This is a genomic window from Kitasatospora sp. NPDC088134 (assembly GCF_044741705.1).
In the GTDB taxonomy this organism is placed as follows: domain Bacteria; phylum Actinomycetota; class Actinomycetes; order Streptomycetales; family Streptomycetaceae; genus Kitasatospora.
The window spans coordinates 108,321-121,055 of record NZ_JBIUTD010000004.1 but is presented as its reverse complement, the minus strand read 5'-3'; the positions used below and the strand labels follow the sequence as shown (position 1 = coordinate 121,055).

The following is a 12,735-nucleotide window of genomic DNA, read 5'->3' as shown; positions in this document are numbered from 1 at the left end:
CGCATGCGCGACGCGTACCACGAGGAACTGGACTCGATCAGCGACGGCCTGGTCGAGATGGCCCGCCTGGTCGGCTCGGCGATGGGCCGGGCCACCACGGCGCTGCTCGACGCCGACCTCGAACTGGCGGAGAGCGTGATCGCCGCCGACGAGAAGGTCAACGAGCTGCACCACGACCTGGAGAACCGGGCGATCGACCTGCTGGCGCGCCAGCAGCCGGTCGCCACCGACCTGCGGATCGTGGTCACCTCGCTGCGGATGAGCTCCGACCTGGAGCGCTGCGGCGACCTCGCCCGGCACGTCGCCAAGGTCGCGCGGCTGCGCTACCCCGAGAACGCCGTCCCCAACGACCTGCACCCGATCGTGCTGGAGATGGGGCAGCTCGCCCAGCGCCTGGTGGCCAAGGCCGGCCTGGTGATCGCCACCAAGGACGTCGACAAGGCGCTGGAGCTGGAGGCGGACGACGACGCGATCGACGCGCTGCACCGCGAGCTGTTCTCGCACCTGCTGGACGACCGCTGGCACCACGGCATCGAGACCGCGGTGGACGTCACCCTGGTCGGCCGCTACTACGAGCGCTTCGCGGACCACGCGGTCTCGGTCGCCAAGCGCGTCGTGTTCCTGGTCACCGGTGAGCACCCGGGCGACTTCACGGCCACCGCCGAGTCGGCCGAGTAGCACCCGCCGAACCGGCCGGACCGGCCGCCGGGGGCGCGCGGGGGGCGCGAAACCGCCTGCCCCGCGCGCCCGTTGACGCACCGTCGGGGTGCGGCTTCACTCGGAGGGACGGGTGTGCACCGGGCTGCCCGCTTCCGCCGAGGAGAGGCCGCGCGATGAAGACCACCGGCACCCCGAACACCCCGCCGCCGAACCCCGCCGCCCCGACCGCGGCCGCCCTGCTGCCGGTCCTCGCGGCCGGCTGCGGCTGCGGCCCGGGCTGCGGGTGCGGCTGCCAGTCCGGTGCGCCCTGCCAGTGCGGCGGCGCGACCGGGGGCTGCTGCGGCGGCCACTGACCCGGCACGGCGGACGGCCGGGCACCCCCGTGCGGGGTGCCCGGCCGTCCCGTGCGGGCGCCGCGGTCAGGAGAAGTTGACGTCCATGCACTGGTAGAAGGCGTTGCCGGTGTCCGCGATGTCCCAGACCGCCAGGATCACCTGGTGACCGGTCAGGCCGCCGGGCAGGGTCGCGGTGTGGCTGAGCGTGGCCGGGGGCTGCTTGCCGCCCATCGGCACGGTCAGGATCGGGGTCAGGTTGAGGTTCGACCTGGTGATCTTCGTGGTGGCGTCGTAGCCGGGCTTGGTGAGGAAGTACCGGAACGAGGTGGTGGCGTGCCGCGCCTCGATGCTCCAGGTCAGGGTGAGCTGCTGGCCGGCCGTCACCTTGGTGGCGGGCCAGGCGCCGCCGCGCGGGTCGTCCAGCGGGGCCCAGCGGGCGTCGGCCCCGGCGCACAGCTTGCCGTCGGCCGGGCCGGAGTTCGGGAAGCCCTTGGGGCCCTCGACGCTCTGCGGCTCCCACTGGATGTCGCCGCACCTCTTCACGACACCGGCCCCGCACAGCCCCGCCCGGCTGGGCGGGGTCGTGACGTACCCGTGCGAACTGGCCGGGATCGCGGTCGCCAGGACCGCCGCGGCGGCCGCGAAGCCGACCGCCAGGATGGTGCGCTTGCGCATGGTGCTCCTCCGTGGGGGTGGATGGAGTGCACGACCGCGGGCACGCGGAACGGGACGCGTGGGGGCGACCAGGGATGTCATGCCCGCGCCGACAATGCCCCCACGCTAGGAGCCGCCACCCTGCCCCGTCAATGGTCTGAACCAATCGATCTGGTCTGAACCACCTTCCGGTACAAGGGAGTTGACGCCTCATCGGGCCGCCTCCCGGGAACGGAACAGCCCCCTGGGCCGGGGCGTCGTTGCGCCGGGCAGGGGGCTGAGAGGTGGGTGAGGGCGGAAGGGGTGCTACTTCTTGCCCTGGTTCTTGACCGCTTCGATGGCGGCGGCGGCGGCCTCGGGGTCGAGGTAGCGGCCACCGGGGGTGAGCGGCTTGAAGTCGGCGTCGAGCTCGTAGACCAGCGGGATGCCGGTGGGGATGTTGAGGCCGGCGATGGCCTCGTCGGAGATGCCGTCCAGGTGCTTGACCAGGGCGCGCAGGCTGTTGCCGTGGGCGGTGACCAGGACGGTGTTGCCCTCGGCGAGGTCCGGGACGATGGCGTCGTACCAGTAGGGGAGCATCCGCTCGACGACGTCCTTGAGGCACTCGGTGTTCGGGCGCAGCTCGGACGGGATCTCGGCGTAGCGGGCGTCGCCGGCCTGCGAGTACTCGGCGTCGTCGGCCAGCGGCGGCGGCGGGGTGTCGTAGGAGCGGCGCCAGAGCTGGAACTGCTCCTCGCCGAACTCGGCCAGGGTCTGGGCCTTGTCCTTGCCCTGCAGGGCGCCGTAGTGGCGCTCGTTCAGGCGCCAGCTGCGGCGGACCGGGATCCAGTGGCGGTCGGCCTTGTCCAGGGCGATCTGCGCGGTCCGGATGGCGCGGCGCAGCAGCGAGGTGTGCAGCACGTCCGGGAGCAGGCCCTCGGCGAGCAGCAGCTCGCCGCCGCGGGCGGCCTCCTTCTCGCCCTTCTCGTTGAGGTCGACGTCGACCCAACCGGTGAACAGGTTCTTCTGGTTCCACTGGCTCTCGCCGTGGCGGAGCAGGATCAAGCGATAGGTCGTGTCAGCCATGGGGCCAGCCTAGTGGAGCGGGAATTCCGTTGACCGGGTCGTCCCCGCTCCGAGTAATGTGCTCACAGCAGTTTCGCTACTTACGTTTCCAGCTGTCCGCGGGCGGCCGCCCCGCCCTGCCCGCGGCCGCCCCGGCCCGTCCCGCCCGGGAGCCGCCATGCCGCTGATCGCCCGTCTGGTCGCCGAGGCCCGCAGAGCGGGCGGCGGGCTCCCGCGCCGGTTCTGGTGGCTGTGGACGTCGACGCTGGTGAACCGCCTCGGCGGCTTCGTGGTGACCTTCCTGTCGATGTACCTGACGGCCGAGCGGCACTACCCGCCCGCCTACGTGGGCCTGGTCGGCGGCCTGTTCGGGCTGGGCTCGGCGGTCTCCTCGCTCGGCGCGGGGGTGCTCACCGACCGGCTCGGGCGGCGGCCGACCCTGCTGGCGGCGCAGCTGGCGACGGCGCTGTCCACCGCCGTGCTGGGCCTCGTCGACGGGCCGGTGGCGATCGCCGCGGTGGCCTTCGTGGTCGGCCTGGCCAACAACGCCTCCCGCCCGGCGGTCTCCGCGATGATCGCCGACCTGGTGCCGCCCGCCGACCGGGTGCGCGCCTACGCGCTGAACTACTGGGCGATCAACATCGGCTTCGGCGTCTCCGCCGCGGTGGCCGGGCTGCTCACCGCGCACGGCTACCTGACCCTGTTCCTGCTGGACGCGCTGACCACCCTGCTGTGCGCGGTGGTGGTGTTCGTGAAGGTCCCCGAGACCCGCCCCGAGTCGAAGGCCGCGGACGCCCCGGACGGGCGGCCCCGGATCGGCCTCGGCACGGTGTTCCGGGACGGCCCGTTCATGGCGGTGGTCGGGGTGAACCTGCTGCTCGCGCTGGTCGTCCTGCAGGGCTCCAGCACCCTGCCGGTGGACATGGCGCGGCACGGCCTGAGCCCCTCCGTGTTCGGCCTGGTGATCAGCCTGAACGGGGTGCTGATCGTGCTGCTCCAGCTCCCGCTGACCCGGCTGATGGAGGGCCTCGACCGCACCGCGCTGCTGGTGGCGGGCGCGCTGCTGACCGGCTGGGGCTTCGGCCTGACGGCGCTGGCCGGCTCCTCCGTCGCGCTGTACGCGCTGGCCGTCGCGGTCTGGACGATCGGCGAGATCGTCAACTCGCCGACCATGATGGCGCTGGTCGCCGAGCACTCCCCCGCCGCGGCCCGCGGCCGCTACCAGGGCGTCTACTCGCTGTCCTGGTCGCTGGCGGGCTTCCTCGCCCCGGTCCTCGGCGGCCTGCTGCTGCAGTACGCGGGCAGTTGGGCGCTGTGGGGCGGGTGCGCCGGGGCGGGCACCCTGGCGGCGGTCGCGTTCCTCCGGATCGGCCGCCGCGGCCCGGCCCCGGCCGACCGGGTCGCCGCCGAGGCCCCGGCCCCCGCCGAGGTCTCCGCCTGAGCGGGCGTCAGGTCGCGGAGCCGCCGGCCTCGCTCTGCCGCAGCCGGACCCAGGAGTCGTGGTCGTCCTCGATGATCCGCTGGTACTCGTCGATCAGCGGCGCCAGCCGGGACGGCTCCGGCACCGCCGGGCCGTACTCGGCCTTGAGCAGGGCCAGCCGGCGGCGCAGCGAGGTCAGCCGGTGCACGGTGTCGGAGCGCTGGATCCACAGCGTGCGGTAGCCGAAGAAGGCCGCCCAGGCGGCCAGCACGGTGACCAGCGCGCCGGAGACCAGCGCGGCGTCCGCGAACCGTCTGGCGGCGGGCTCACCGACCTTCAGGCCGAGCAGCACCGTCACCAGCGCCGACAGGCTGACGGTGGCCATCTGCAGGGTCAGTGCCCGGCGGCGGTCCCAGTCGCGGCGGCGCCGGCGTTCCTTGAGCTCGGCGTCCAGCTCGACCTCCAGCCAGGCCAACTTCCGTTGCGTGGCTGCGGTTTCAGCATCCATCAGGTGTCCTCCCCGGGCGGGAGGATACCCGGATCAGTGCTCGGCGGGAGGGTTCTCGGTCGCCAGGTGCGCGAACGCGGTCAGGTTGCGGGTGGACTCGCCGCGCTTGGTCCGCCACTCCCACTCGCGGCGGATCGCGGTGGCGAAGCCCAGCTCCAGCAGGGTGTTGAACGGCTCGTCGGCGTTCTCCAGCACGGTGCCGAGCAGCCGGTCCACCGCGTCCGCGGTCAGCGCCTCCAGCGGCAGCCGGCCCACCAGGTAGACGTCGCCGAGCCGGTCGATCGCGTACGCCACCCCGAACAGCCGGGTGTTGCGCTCCAGCAGCCAGCGGTAGACGCCCTCGTGGTTCTCGTCCGGGCGGCGGATCACGAAGGCGTTCACCGACAGCGTGTGGTCGCCGACCCGCAGCGCGCAGGCCGTGGACAGCTTGCGCGTCCCCGGCAGCGAGGCCACCAGGGTCCAGGCGTCCCCCGGGGCGGGCTCCCAGTCCACCCCGGCCTGGTCGAGGGCGGAGGCGAGGAGGGTGCGTGCGTCGTCCTTGGCTGCCATGCCCCCACGCTAGGCCCTGCCGGGCCCGGACGGGGTGTCGACCCGGTCACCCCGCGCGGCGCGCCGTGCGGGGCGGGGGATGACGGGACGTCAGGGGCGGGCGGCCAGCCGGGCGGCGGCCATCGCGCCGGTGTACACCTCGGCGGTGGCGCCCGCCGCCGCCGACCAGCCGAAGCCCGCGGCGTGCCGGGCCGCGGCCGCGCCGCGCTCGACCGGCAGCGCCGGGTCGGTGGCGTACGGGAGCAGTGCGGCCGCCCAGGCGTCCGGGTCGTGGCCCGGCACCAGGGTGCCGGTGACGCCGCCGCGGACCGCGACCGGCAGGCCGCCGACCGCCGCGGCCACCACCGGGGTGCCGCAGGCCTGCGCCTCCAGCGCGACCAGGCCGAAGGACTCGCTGTGCGAGGGCACCACCAGGGCGGTCGCCGCCCGGTACCAGTCGGCGAGCTGCTGCTGGCCGACCGGGGGGTGGAAGCGCACCACGTCGCCGATGCCGAGCTGGGCGGCCAGCTTGAACAGGCTCTCCGGGCGGTCCAGGCCGCTGCCGGACGGGCCGCCGACCACCGGCACCACCAGCCGCTCGCGCAGCCCCGGCTGCCGCTCCAGCAGCCGGGCCACCGCCTTGAGCAGCACGTCCGGCGCCTTGAGCGGCTGTATCCGGCCCGCGAACAGCAGCACCGCGGCGTCCTGCGGGAGGCCGAGCCGGTGCCGGGCGGCGGCCCGGTCGCCGGGGCGGAACACCTCCAGGTTCACCCCCGGGTGGACCACGGCCAGCTGGTCCGGGCGGGCCTCGTAGTGGTGCGCCAGCTCGGCGGCCTCCTCGGCGGTGTTGGCGATCAGCCGGTCGGCGGCGCCCACCACCTGGGTCTCGCCGATCACCCGGGCCGCGGGCTCCGGGGTGTCGCCCTGGGCCAGCGCCGCGTTCTTGACCTTCGCCATGGTGTGCATGGTGTGCACCAGCGGGACGCCCCAGCGCTCCGCGGCCAGCCAGCCGACCTGGCCGGACAGCCAGTAGTGCGAGTGCACCAGGTCGTAGTAGCCGGGGCGGTGGCCGGCCTCGGTGCGCAGCACCCCGTGGGTGAAGGCGCACAGCTGGGCCGGCAGGTCCTCCTTGAGCAGCCCCTCGAACGGGCCCGCCGTGACGTGCCGGACCAGCACGCCGGGGGCCAGCCGGACGCTCGGCGCGTCGTCCGAGCTGACCGCGCGGGTGAACACCTCGACCTCGATGTCCAGTTCGGCGAGCCGTTTCGCCAGCTCGACGATGTAGACGTTCATGCCGCCCGCGTCGCCGGTGCCCGGCTGGTGCAGCGGGGAGGTGTGGACGCTGAGCATGGCGATCCGGCGCGGCCGCCGGGAGCGGGCCGGGACCGGGGCCCAGCGCGACTCGCTGCGGGGCGTGCGGACGAGGTGCTGGGTCACCTGCGGAAGCCTCCCTGGGCGCTGCCCGTCTGTTCTCACGGCCGACGCACGGCCGCCCGCGGCGGAGCGCTGCGGGCGGTTGGCGTCGAACACCCCAACCGGAGCGGCGCGTCCCCGTATTCCCGGCCCCCGGAACGGGACCGGGGCGGGCCCCGCGGGAGCCAGCGGAACCGGCCCCGCGGGAGGCACCGGGCCGGAGTGGGTGCGGCGGGCCTGCGTAGGCTTGGTGACCATGGCCGCAAGCGAGATGCCGTCGTCCCGGGGCCGGGCCGGACGGCCGGTGGGGACGATCACCCGGGGGACGACGAACACCAACCGGCTGCGGCGGATGGACCGGTGGATCGCGTACGCGGCCGGGCGGGCGCTGCGGGCGCCGGTGGCGGCCCCGGTGGCGGTGGACCTGGGGTACGGGGCGGCGCCGTGGACGGCGGTGGAGCTGGCGGGGCGGCTGCGGGCGGTGCGCCCGGACGTCCGGGTGGTGGGGATCGAGATCGACCCGGCCCGGGTCGCGGCGGCGCTGCCGATGGCCGATCCGCCGCTGTTGGAGTTCCGGCGGGGCGGCTTCGAGGTGCCGCTGCCGGGCGGGGAGCGGCCGCTGCTGGTCCGGGCGGCGAACGTGCTGCGGCAGTACGACGAGGACCGGGTGGCCGAGGTGTGGGCCCTGCTGTGCGGGCGGTTGGCCCCGGGCGGGCTGCTGGTGGAGGGCACCTGCGACGAGATCGGCCGTCGGCACGTGTGGGTGGCGCTGGGCCCCGAAGGCCCGCGGACGGTGACCTTCGCGGCCCGGCTGGGCGGTCTGGGCCGCCCGTCGGACCTGGCGGAGCGGCTGCCGAAGGCGCTGATCCACCACAACGTGCCGGGCCGTCCGGTGCACGCCTTCCTGCGGGACTTCGACCGGGCCTGGGCGGCGGCCGCGCCGCTCGGCGCGTTCGGGGCCCGGCAGCGCTGGACGGCGGCCTGCGGGGCGCTGGCCGCGGACTGGCCGCTGCGGGACGGGCCGACCCGGTGGCGGCAGGGCGAGCTGACGGTGGACTGGGCGGCGCTGGCCCCGCGGTAGGACGGCGCCGACCCTGCGGTGGAGCGGCACCGGCCCAGCGGTGGAGCGACACCGGGTGGCGGGAGCCTAGGGCCCGGACGGCGCAAGTTCGAGCGCCCGTTCGATAGTTCACTCGAACGAGTTATCGATTTCCTCTGGCGTGTTGACGCCCCGCCGCGCCACCATGGGAGCGTTCGACCGGGCGGTCGCACCCGTGCCCGTACGGCACCTGAGCGACCGTCAGCCCCACCGGCGTCCGAGCTCGGCCCACACCCGCTCGAACGTCTCGTACGACTCGGCACCGAACAGCACGAAACGCACCTCGTCCAGGTCGGGGTCCACCTCGACGGCGGTCGTCAGGGCGATCCGAGCGGCATCGTCCAGCGGCCAGCCGAAGATCCCGGCGGAGATCGCCGGGAAGGCCACCGTCCGCGCCCCCAGTCCGACCGCGATCCGAAGGGATTCCCGATAGCACGAGGCCAACTGCTCCGCCCGCGCCGCGCGGTCCTCCGGCCGGAAGACCGGGCCCACGGTGTGCACCACCCAGCGGGCCGGCAGCCGGCCCGCCGTGGTCGCCACCGCCGCGCCGACGGCCAGCCCCTTGCCGAGGTGCCCGGCGCGCAGCCGGCGGCACTCGGCGAGGATCTCCGGCCCGCCCCGGCGGTGGATCGCACCGTCCACCCCGCCCCCGCCCAGCAGTGAGCCGTTGGCGGCATTGACCACCACGTCCACCTGCTGTTCCGTGATGTCACCCTGCACCAGCGTGATCTGCGTCACTGCCCCTGCACTCCCTCCGGCTCCGGTCCTGCGGCGGCGGAAACCCTACGGACACCGGCCACCGGACGCGTGGCAATAACCACATCGGCGCCGCTCAGTCGAAGAAATCCTCGGAGATCACGTTATGGTCGCGGGAAGCTCCCCGATGCCCGGTGCCACACGGGCACCGCGGACGGACACCAGCCGTTGGCCTGTCGGGGAAAGGAAGGACCGACCGATGCCCGCTACGGGAGACGGGCGGGCACCCGACGCGACCACGAGCGCCGGGGCCGCCGAACGCAGCCGTGCCGAACGCGATCGCGCCGACCTCGGCCGTGCCGACGAGGAGCGCGGGGTCCTGGCCGGGCCCGGAACGGATCCCGGGCCCAAGGCCGAGCGCGTCCGCCAGGAGCGTGCCCGCACCGGCGGGGGCCGGACGGCGGGCAGCGCCCCGATACCGCATCCGCGCGGCGACCGGGCGGCGGCCGAACCCGCCCGGGCCGTACCGGACTTCCGGGTGCTGGTGATCGAGAACGACGGCCCCGGGCACCAGCTGTTCGAGTCGCTGGCCGCCGAGCTCGGCGAGCACACCGCCCTGCACCGGGTCGACGGCGTCGCCGAGGCGGTCGCCCTGCTGCCGCCGCCGTCCGGCACCGGCCGGCGCGGGCAGCGCTACCTCGACTTCCACTGCGTCCTGCTCGACCTCGGCGCGCCCGGCGAACTGGCCGCCGGCAGCGACGGCCTGGACGGGCTGCGCGAACTGCTCCGGCGCGCCCCGCAGCTCGCCGTGGTGGTGCTCACCGACGCCGCCGGGGCCGCCCTCGGCGCGGCCGCGGTCGCCGCCGGCGCCCAGGACTTCCTGGTCCGGCAGGACACCGGCGGCCCGCTGCTGGCCCGCGCCCTGCGCTACGCGGTGGAGCGCAAGCGCGCCGACGAGTCGCAGCGCCGCCTGGTCGAGGCCGAGATCCGCGGCCAGGAGAACGCCCGCCTCCAGCGCCACCTGCTGCCCACCCCCCTGCTGGAGGGCGCCGGCCTGGCCTTCACCCGCCGCTACCGCCCCGGCCGCCGCCGCGCCCTGCTCGGCGGCGACTTCTACGACGCCGTCCGCACCCCCGACGGCCGGGTGCACGTGGTCATCGGCGACGTCTGCGGCCACGGCCCCGACGAGGCCGCGCTCGGCGTCGCGCTGCGGATAGCGTGGCGGACGCTGGTGTTCGCCGGGCTGACCGGCCAGCAGCTGCTCACCACCCTCCAGCACGTGCTGGAGCACGAGCGCCGCAGCGACGAGATCTTCGCGACGCTGTGCATGGTCGTGCTCGACCCGCCCGGCGGGGGCGACGGCCCCGAGTCCGCGCAGCTCTACCTGGCCGGGCACCCCGCGCCGCTGCTGCTCGGCCCCGAGGCGCCGGTGCTGCTGCCCTCCGACCAGGCCGGCCCCGCGCTCGGCCTGCTGCCCTGCGACACCACCGACTCGGTCTGGCCGCCGCTGCGGATCGACCTCGCCCCCGGCTGGCGGCTGCTGCTGTACACCGACGGCCTGGTCGAGGGCAGGGTCGGCGCGGGCTCGCCCCGGCTCGGGCAGGAGGGCCTGATCGGCCTGATCGCCGACCACCAGGCGGCCGGCCTGTCCCGGGGCCGGCTGGTCGACTCCGCGATCGCCGAGGTCGAGGAGCTGAACGGCGGGGCGCTCACCGACGACGTCGCGGTGCTGCTGCTGGAGCGCAACCCGGTTCCGGTGATCATGGGCTGACGGTCCGTCGGACCTGTCGGCAACAGGAAGGGCGGCCCCGCACCGGCGGGGCCGCCCTTCCTGTTGTTCCTTCTGCTCTCCCCGACGGGGCGTCACCAGGGGCCGTACGGGCCCTGGTTGCTCCGGCCGCCGCGGCCGCGGCCGTCGGTCAGCAGCTTGATCGCGGGCCGGACGTCCACCATGTAGACGATCGCGGCGACCAGGCCGACCAGCGTCAGCAGGCCGGTGACCGGGTTGGCGCCGAACAGCAGGTCCGCGCCGAGGGCCAGGGCGAGCACGACCACCCAGAAGGTCTTGGTCTTCTTGTCGGCCGCCCGGTAGGCGTCGTCGCGGCGGAACGCGGCGTCGGCGAGCGCGAACGCCTTGTAGCAGATGATCGCCGTGGCCAACCACCAGAACGGGTTCAGGAGGTCGATGTACATGAACTGCACCTGGGGCTCCTCACTCTCCGTCCCATCGTGGCACGGCCGCTGTCCCAGTCAACGGCGCCCGGCGGTGCGGCGTTCCCCGGCCCCGGGCGCCCGGCATCACTCCGCGGACTTGGCCGCGCCGCCCTTCCGGGCCCGGGTGGTCTTCTTCGCGGCCGGCTTCGGCTCGGCGGCGGGCTCCTCGTCCACCACCACCTCGGCGACCACGACCTCCTCCTCGACGATCCCGACCACCGGGTCGTCCTCGGTGGCGGGCCGCTCGGCCTGCTCGGCCTGCGCCGCGGTCTCCTGCGGGTGCGGGGCGTTGGCGGCGTCCACCACGGTGCGGCCGCGGACCGCGAGCTCGTCGTAGACCTCCTTGGCCTTGACCGCGAACTCCAGCGCCCGGCCGACCTGCTGCAGCGCGAACTCCTGGGCCTTGGCCTGGAGTTCCTTCACGTCGGTGGGCAGCGCGTTGACCGCCTCGGTGACCTTCGCCTGGGCGCCGACCAGTGCGGCCCCGGCGTCCTGCAGGGCGGCGGCGGCCTTCTCCTGGGCGCCCTTGCGGTCCGCGGCCAGCGACTCCAGCTGGGCCGGGACCTCGCGGAGCTTCTCGTACGCCAGGTCGCCGGCGCCGGCCAGCGCGTACAGCGGGGTCGGGTCGGTCAGGGTCTTCTTCAGGTCGTCGGAGATCGGCATCTCGGGTCCTCTCGGAGTGGCGCCGCACGGTCGGGTCGCGCGGCGTCCGGTCACGCGGGGTCGGTGCCCGCAGGGTCGGTCGGGTGGGCGGCGGAGCCGCCGGGCGGGCCGTCGGCGCCCTGGTTCTCCTTCAGGAACGCCTCGTAGACCGCCAGCAGGGCCTGCTTCTGCCGCTCGTTGATCAGCGGATCGGCGAGAATCGCGGCCCGCAGGCCCGGCCCCCGCTCGTCCCGCTCCTCCAGGATCCCGGCCTGCACGTACAGCGTCTCCGCCGAGATCCGCAACGCCTTGGCGATCTGCTGGAGGATCTCCGCGCTGGGCTTGCGCAGCCCGCGCTCGATCTGGCTCAGGTACGGGTTGGACACCCCGGCGGCATCGGCCAACTGCCGCAGCGAATACTGCGCGTTCCGCCGCTGCTCCCGGATGTACTCGCCGAGTGAGCCCACGTTCAGTGCCGCCATACCCGCAGTCTGCCCCGTCGCGCTTGCAATTGCAAGCAGGCCGCTAGCACCTGCAAACCGGCGGAACCGTGACTGGACGGGCTCAGAACGTCGTGCGGCTGCCGCTGCGGGGATCGCCGATCGGAAGCCGCTCCGCGTAGAGACCGGCCCGGGCCGAGCGGCGCCACGGCCGGACGTAACGAGTGGCCGCTCCGATGTCCTCGTCCTCGGAGTCGAGGTCGAGGTCCGCGACGGCCAGGGCAGGGCGCCCGTCCGCGGGGCAGCGCGCCAGCCACCGCCCGCCGGGCGCCACGATCCCGGCGGGCGCGGTGCCGCTGAACTGCGCCGGTACGGAGTAGCCGAGCCAGTAGTTGTAGAGCGTTCCGTACGCCTGGGCGACGCGGGCCCGGGGCGCGTCGTCGACCATCACCGAGAGCAGGACGCAGTCGACGTCCAGGCGCTCGTACTCGGCGAACACCTCGGGGAAGTTGGCCTCGATGCACAGCGCGAAGCCGAACCGGATGCCGTCCACCTCGACGACCAGCGGCTCCTGCCCCGGGGAGTACAGGAAGGAGACCTCGGTGTGCGACAGGAACCGCTTGTCGTACCGTGCGACCAGCCGGCCGCGGTCGGTGACGACGTAGAGGCTGTTGTGCGGGCGGTTCGGCGGCGTGAGCGGGTGGATCGATCCGAACACCGTCCACAGGCCGAGTCTCCCGGCCAGCGCAGCGATCGACTCCGCTTCCTCGCGCAGGACGTCCCACGCGGCGCGACTCCAGTCGGCAGGGATCAACCGGCCGTCCGGCCCGGCCGCCATCACGTGCTTGCCGGGGTAGGTGATCGCGCCTTCCGGGAACTGCACCAGCCTCGCACCCGCCCCGGCGGCTTGAGCCATCAGGTCCCGGATCTCCTGCCCGGCCGCCCGTAGGGCTCCCCGGTCGGTGGGATCCTCCGGCACTGTGCTCTGCGCGACCGCCATCCGCAATGTCCTCGCCACGCCACGGACGGTACGCGGGCCTCCGCTCCAGGACCAGCGTCCCGGCGGTCCCGGGCAATACCTG

Annotated in this window: 15 protein-coding genes; 5 read left to right on the top strand and 10 right to left on the bottom strand. The window is 74.6% G+C overall.

The features are described 5' to 3' along the window. Positions 1-3 precede the first annotated feature (3 nt). Both phoU and ACIOHG_RS08435 read left to right on the top strand, forming a co-directional pair. Positions 4-678 (top strand): phosphate signaling complex protein PhoU, encoded by a 675-nt coding sequence (phoU, locus tag ACIOHG_RS08440; protein ID WP_400947021.1) that lies wholly within the window; start codon positions 4-6, stop codon positions 676-678. A gap of 155 nt (positions 679-833) precedes the next feature. Then, complete coding sequence (locus ACIOHG_RS08435; protein ID WP_400947018.1) at positions 834-1,013, top strand: hypothetical protein; 180 nt, start codon at positions 834-836, stop codon at positions 1,011-1,013. Positions 1,014-1,079: 66 nt separating this feature from the next. Here ACIOHG_RS08435 and ACIOHG_RS08430 read toward each other — a convergent pair whose 3' ends face one another. Both ACIOHG_RS08430 and ACIOHG_RS08425 read right to left on the bottom strand, forming a co-directional pair. Then, on the bottom strand, positions 1,080-1,670 hold the full coding sequence (locus ACIOHG_RS08430; RefSeq protein ID WP_400947015.1) for a lytic polysaccharide monooxygenase: 591 nt from the start codon (positions 1,668-1,670) through the stop codon (positions 1,080-1,082). Positions 1,671-1,955: 285 nt separating this feature from the next. Next, positions 1,956-2,714 (bottom strand): phosphoglyceromutase, encoded by a 759-nt coding sequence (locus ACIOHG_RS08425; protein WP_400947012.1) that lies wholly within the window; start codon positions 2,712-2,714, stop codon positions 1,956-1,958. 157 nt (positions 2,715-2,871) lie between these two features. Between ACIOHG_RS08425 and ACIOHG_RS08420 the strand changes: the two genes are divergently transcribed. Then, entirely contained in the window at positions 2,872-4,134 is a 1,263-nt protein-coding gene (locus ACIOHG_RS08420) for an MDR family MFS transporter (RefSeq protein WP_400947009.1), read from the top strand. A 7-nt stretch (positions 4,135-4,141) separates the two neighbouring features. Here the strand turns inward: ACIOHG_RS08420 and ACIOHG_RS08415 are convergent, their stop codons facing one another. The 3 genes from ACIOHG_RS08415 to mshA form a co-directional block, all read right to left on the bottom strand. Then, the gene (locus ACIOHG_RS08415; protein ID WP_400947006.1) at positions 4,142-4,621 is read right to left on the bottom strand and encodes an SLATT domain-containing protein; all 480 of its coding nucleotides are present in this window, start codon (positions 4,619-4,621) and stop codon (positions 4,142-4,144) included. Between the two features lie 33 nt (positions 4,622-4,654). Next, positions 4,655-5,170, bottom strand: a complete 516-nt coding sequence (locus ACIOHG_RS08410) for a YbjN domain-containing protein (RefSeq protein ID WP_400947003.1) — start codon at positions 5,168-5,170, stop codon at positions 4,655-4,657. Positions 5,171-5,260: 90 nt separating this feature from the next. Continuing rightward, a complete protein-coding gene (mshA, locus tag ACIOHG_RS08405) occupies positions 5,261-6,586 on the bottom strand; it encodes a D-inositol-3-phosphate glycosyltransferase (protein ID WP_400947000.1) in 1,326 nt (441 codons plus the stop codon). 232 nt (positions 6,587-6,818) lie between these two features. On the opposite strand from mshA, the gene ACIOHG_RS08400 reads away from it, so the two are divergent. Continuing rightward, positions 6,819-7,643, top strand: coding sequence for a class I SAM-dependent methyltransferase (locus ACIOHG_RS08400; RefSeq protein ID WP_400946997.1), 825 nt, complete (start codon positions 6,819-6,821; stop codon positions 7,641-7,643). 219 nt (positions 7,644-7,862) lie between these two features. On the opposite strand, the gene ACIOHG_RS08395 is transcribed toward ACIOHG_RS08400, so the two are convergent. After that, a complete protein-coding gene (locus ACIOHG_RS08395; protein ID WP_400946994.1) occupies positions 7,863-8,399 on the bottom strand; it encodes an O-acetyl-ADP-ribose deacetylase in 537 nt (178 codons plus the stop codon). 217 nt (positions 8,400-8,616) lie between these two features. On the opposite strand from ACIOHG_RS08395, the gene ACIOHG_RS08390 reads away from it, so the two are divergent. Further along, complete coding sequence (locus tag ACIOHG_RS08390; protein WP_400946991.1) at positions 8,617-10,128, top strand: PP2C family protein-serine/threonine phosphatase; 1,512 nt, start codon at positions 8,617-8,619, stop codon at positions 10,126-10,128. 92 nt (positions 10,129-10,220) lie between these two features. Here ACIOHG_RS08390 and ACIOHG_RS08385 read toward each other — a convergent pair whose 3' ends face one another. From ACIOHG_RS08385 to ACIOHG_RS08370, 4 genes are all read right to left on the bottom strand, one after another. Next, positions 10,221-10,550 carry a DUF2516 family protein gene (locus ACIOHG_RS08385; RefSeq protein WP_400947641.1) on the bottom strand — a complete coding sequence of 110 codons (330 nt, stop codon included), beginning with the start codon at positions 10,548-10,550 and terminating at the stop codon, positions 10,221-10,223. A gap of 105 nt (positions 10,551-10,655) precedes the next feature. After that, on the bottom strand, positions 10,656-11,234 hold the full coding sequence (locus tag ACIOHG_RS08380; RefSeq protein WP_400946988.1) for a hypothetical protein: 579 nt from the start codon (positions 11,232-11,234) through the stop codon (positions 10,656-10,658). Positions 11,235-11,284: 50 nt separating this feature from the next. After that, the gene (locus tag ACIOHG_RS08375) at positions 11,285-11,695 is read right to left on the bottom strand and encodes a helix-turn-helix domain-containing protein (protein WP_400946985.1); all 411 of its coding nucleotides are present in this window, start codon (positions 11,693-11,695) and stop codon (positions 11,285-11,287) included. Between the two features lie 82 nt (positions 11,696-11,777). Continuing rightward, complete coding sequence (locus ACIOHG_RS08370; RefSeq protein WP_400947638.1) at positions 11,778-12,653, bottom strand: carbon-nitrogen hydrolase family protein; 876 nt, start codon at positions 12,651-12,653, stop codon at positions 11,778-11,780. Positions 12,654-12,735 lie beyond the last annotated feature (82 nt).

Excerpts from the sequence above, each read along its gene's own strand:
- ACIOHG_RS08425 (WP_400947012.1), bottom strand. The coding sequence starts at position 2,714 with ATGGCTGACACGACCTATCGCTTGATCCTGCTCCGCCACGGCGAGAGC.
- ACIOHG_RS08390 (WP_400946991.1), top strand. The coding sequence starts at position 8,617 with ATGCCCGCTACGGGAGACGGGCGGGCACCCGACGCGACCACGAGCGCC.
- ACIOHG_RS08380 (WP_400946988.1), bottom strand. The coding sequence starts at position 11,234 with ATGCCGATCTCCGACGACCTGAAGAAGACCCTGACCGACCCGACCCCG.
- ACIOHG_RS08430 (WP_400947015.1), bottom strand. The coding sequence starts at position 1,670 with ATGCGCAAGCGCACCATCCTGGCGGTCGGCTTCGCGGCCGCCGCGGCG.
- ACIOHG_RS08435 (WP_400947018.1), top strand. The coding sequence starts at position 834 with ATGAAGACCACCGGCACCCCGAACACCCCGCCGCCGAACCCCGCCGCC.
- ACIOHG_RS08410 (WP_400947003.1), bottom strand. The coding sequence starts at position 5,170 with ATGGCAGCCAAGGACGACGCACGCACCCTCCTCGCCTCCGCCCTCGAC.
- ACIOHG_RS08400 (WP_400946997.1), top strand. The coding sequence starts at position 6,819 with ATGGCCGCAAGCGAGATGCCGTCGTCCCGGGGCCGGGCCGGACGGCCG.
- ACIOHG_RS08375 (WP_400946985.1), bottom strand. The coding sequence starts at position 11,695 with ATGGCGGCACTGAACGTGGGCTCACTCGGCGAGTACATCCGGGAGCAG.
- ACIOHG_RS08415 (WP_400947006.1), bottom strand. The coding sequence starts at position 4,621 with ATGGATGCTGAAACCGCAGCCACGCAACGGAAGTTGGCCTGGCTGGAG.
- ACIOHG_RS08385 (WP_400947641.1), bottom strand. The coding sequence starts at position 10,550 with ATGTACATCGACCTCCTGAACCCGTTCTGGTGGTTGGCCACGGCGATC.
- phoU (WP_400947021.1), top strand. The coding sequence starts at position 4 with ATGCGCGACGCGTACCACGAGGAACTGGACTCGATCAGCGACGGCCTG.
- ACIOHG_RS08370 (WP_400947638.1), bottom strand. The coding sequence starts at position 12,653 with ATGGCGGTCGCGCAGAGCACAGTGCCGGAGGATCCCACCGACCGGGGA.
- ACIOHG_RS08420 (WP_400947009.1), top strand. The coding sequence starts at position 2,872 with ATGCCGCTGATCGCCCGTCTGGTCGCCGAGGCCCGCAGAGCGGGCGGC.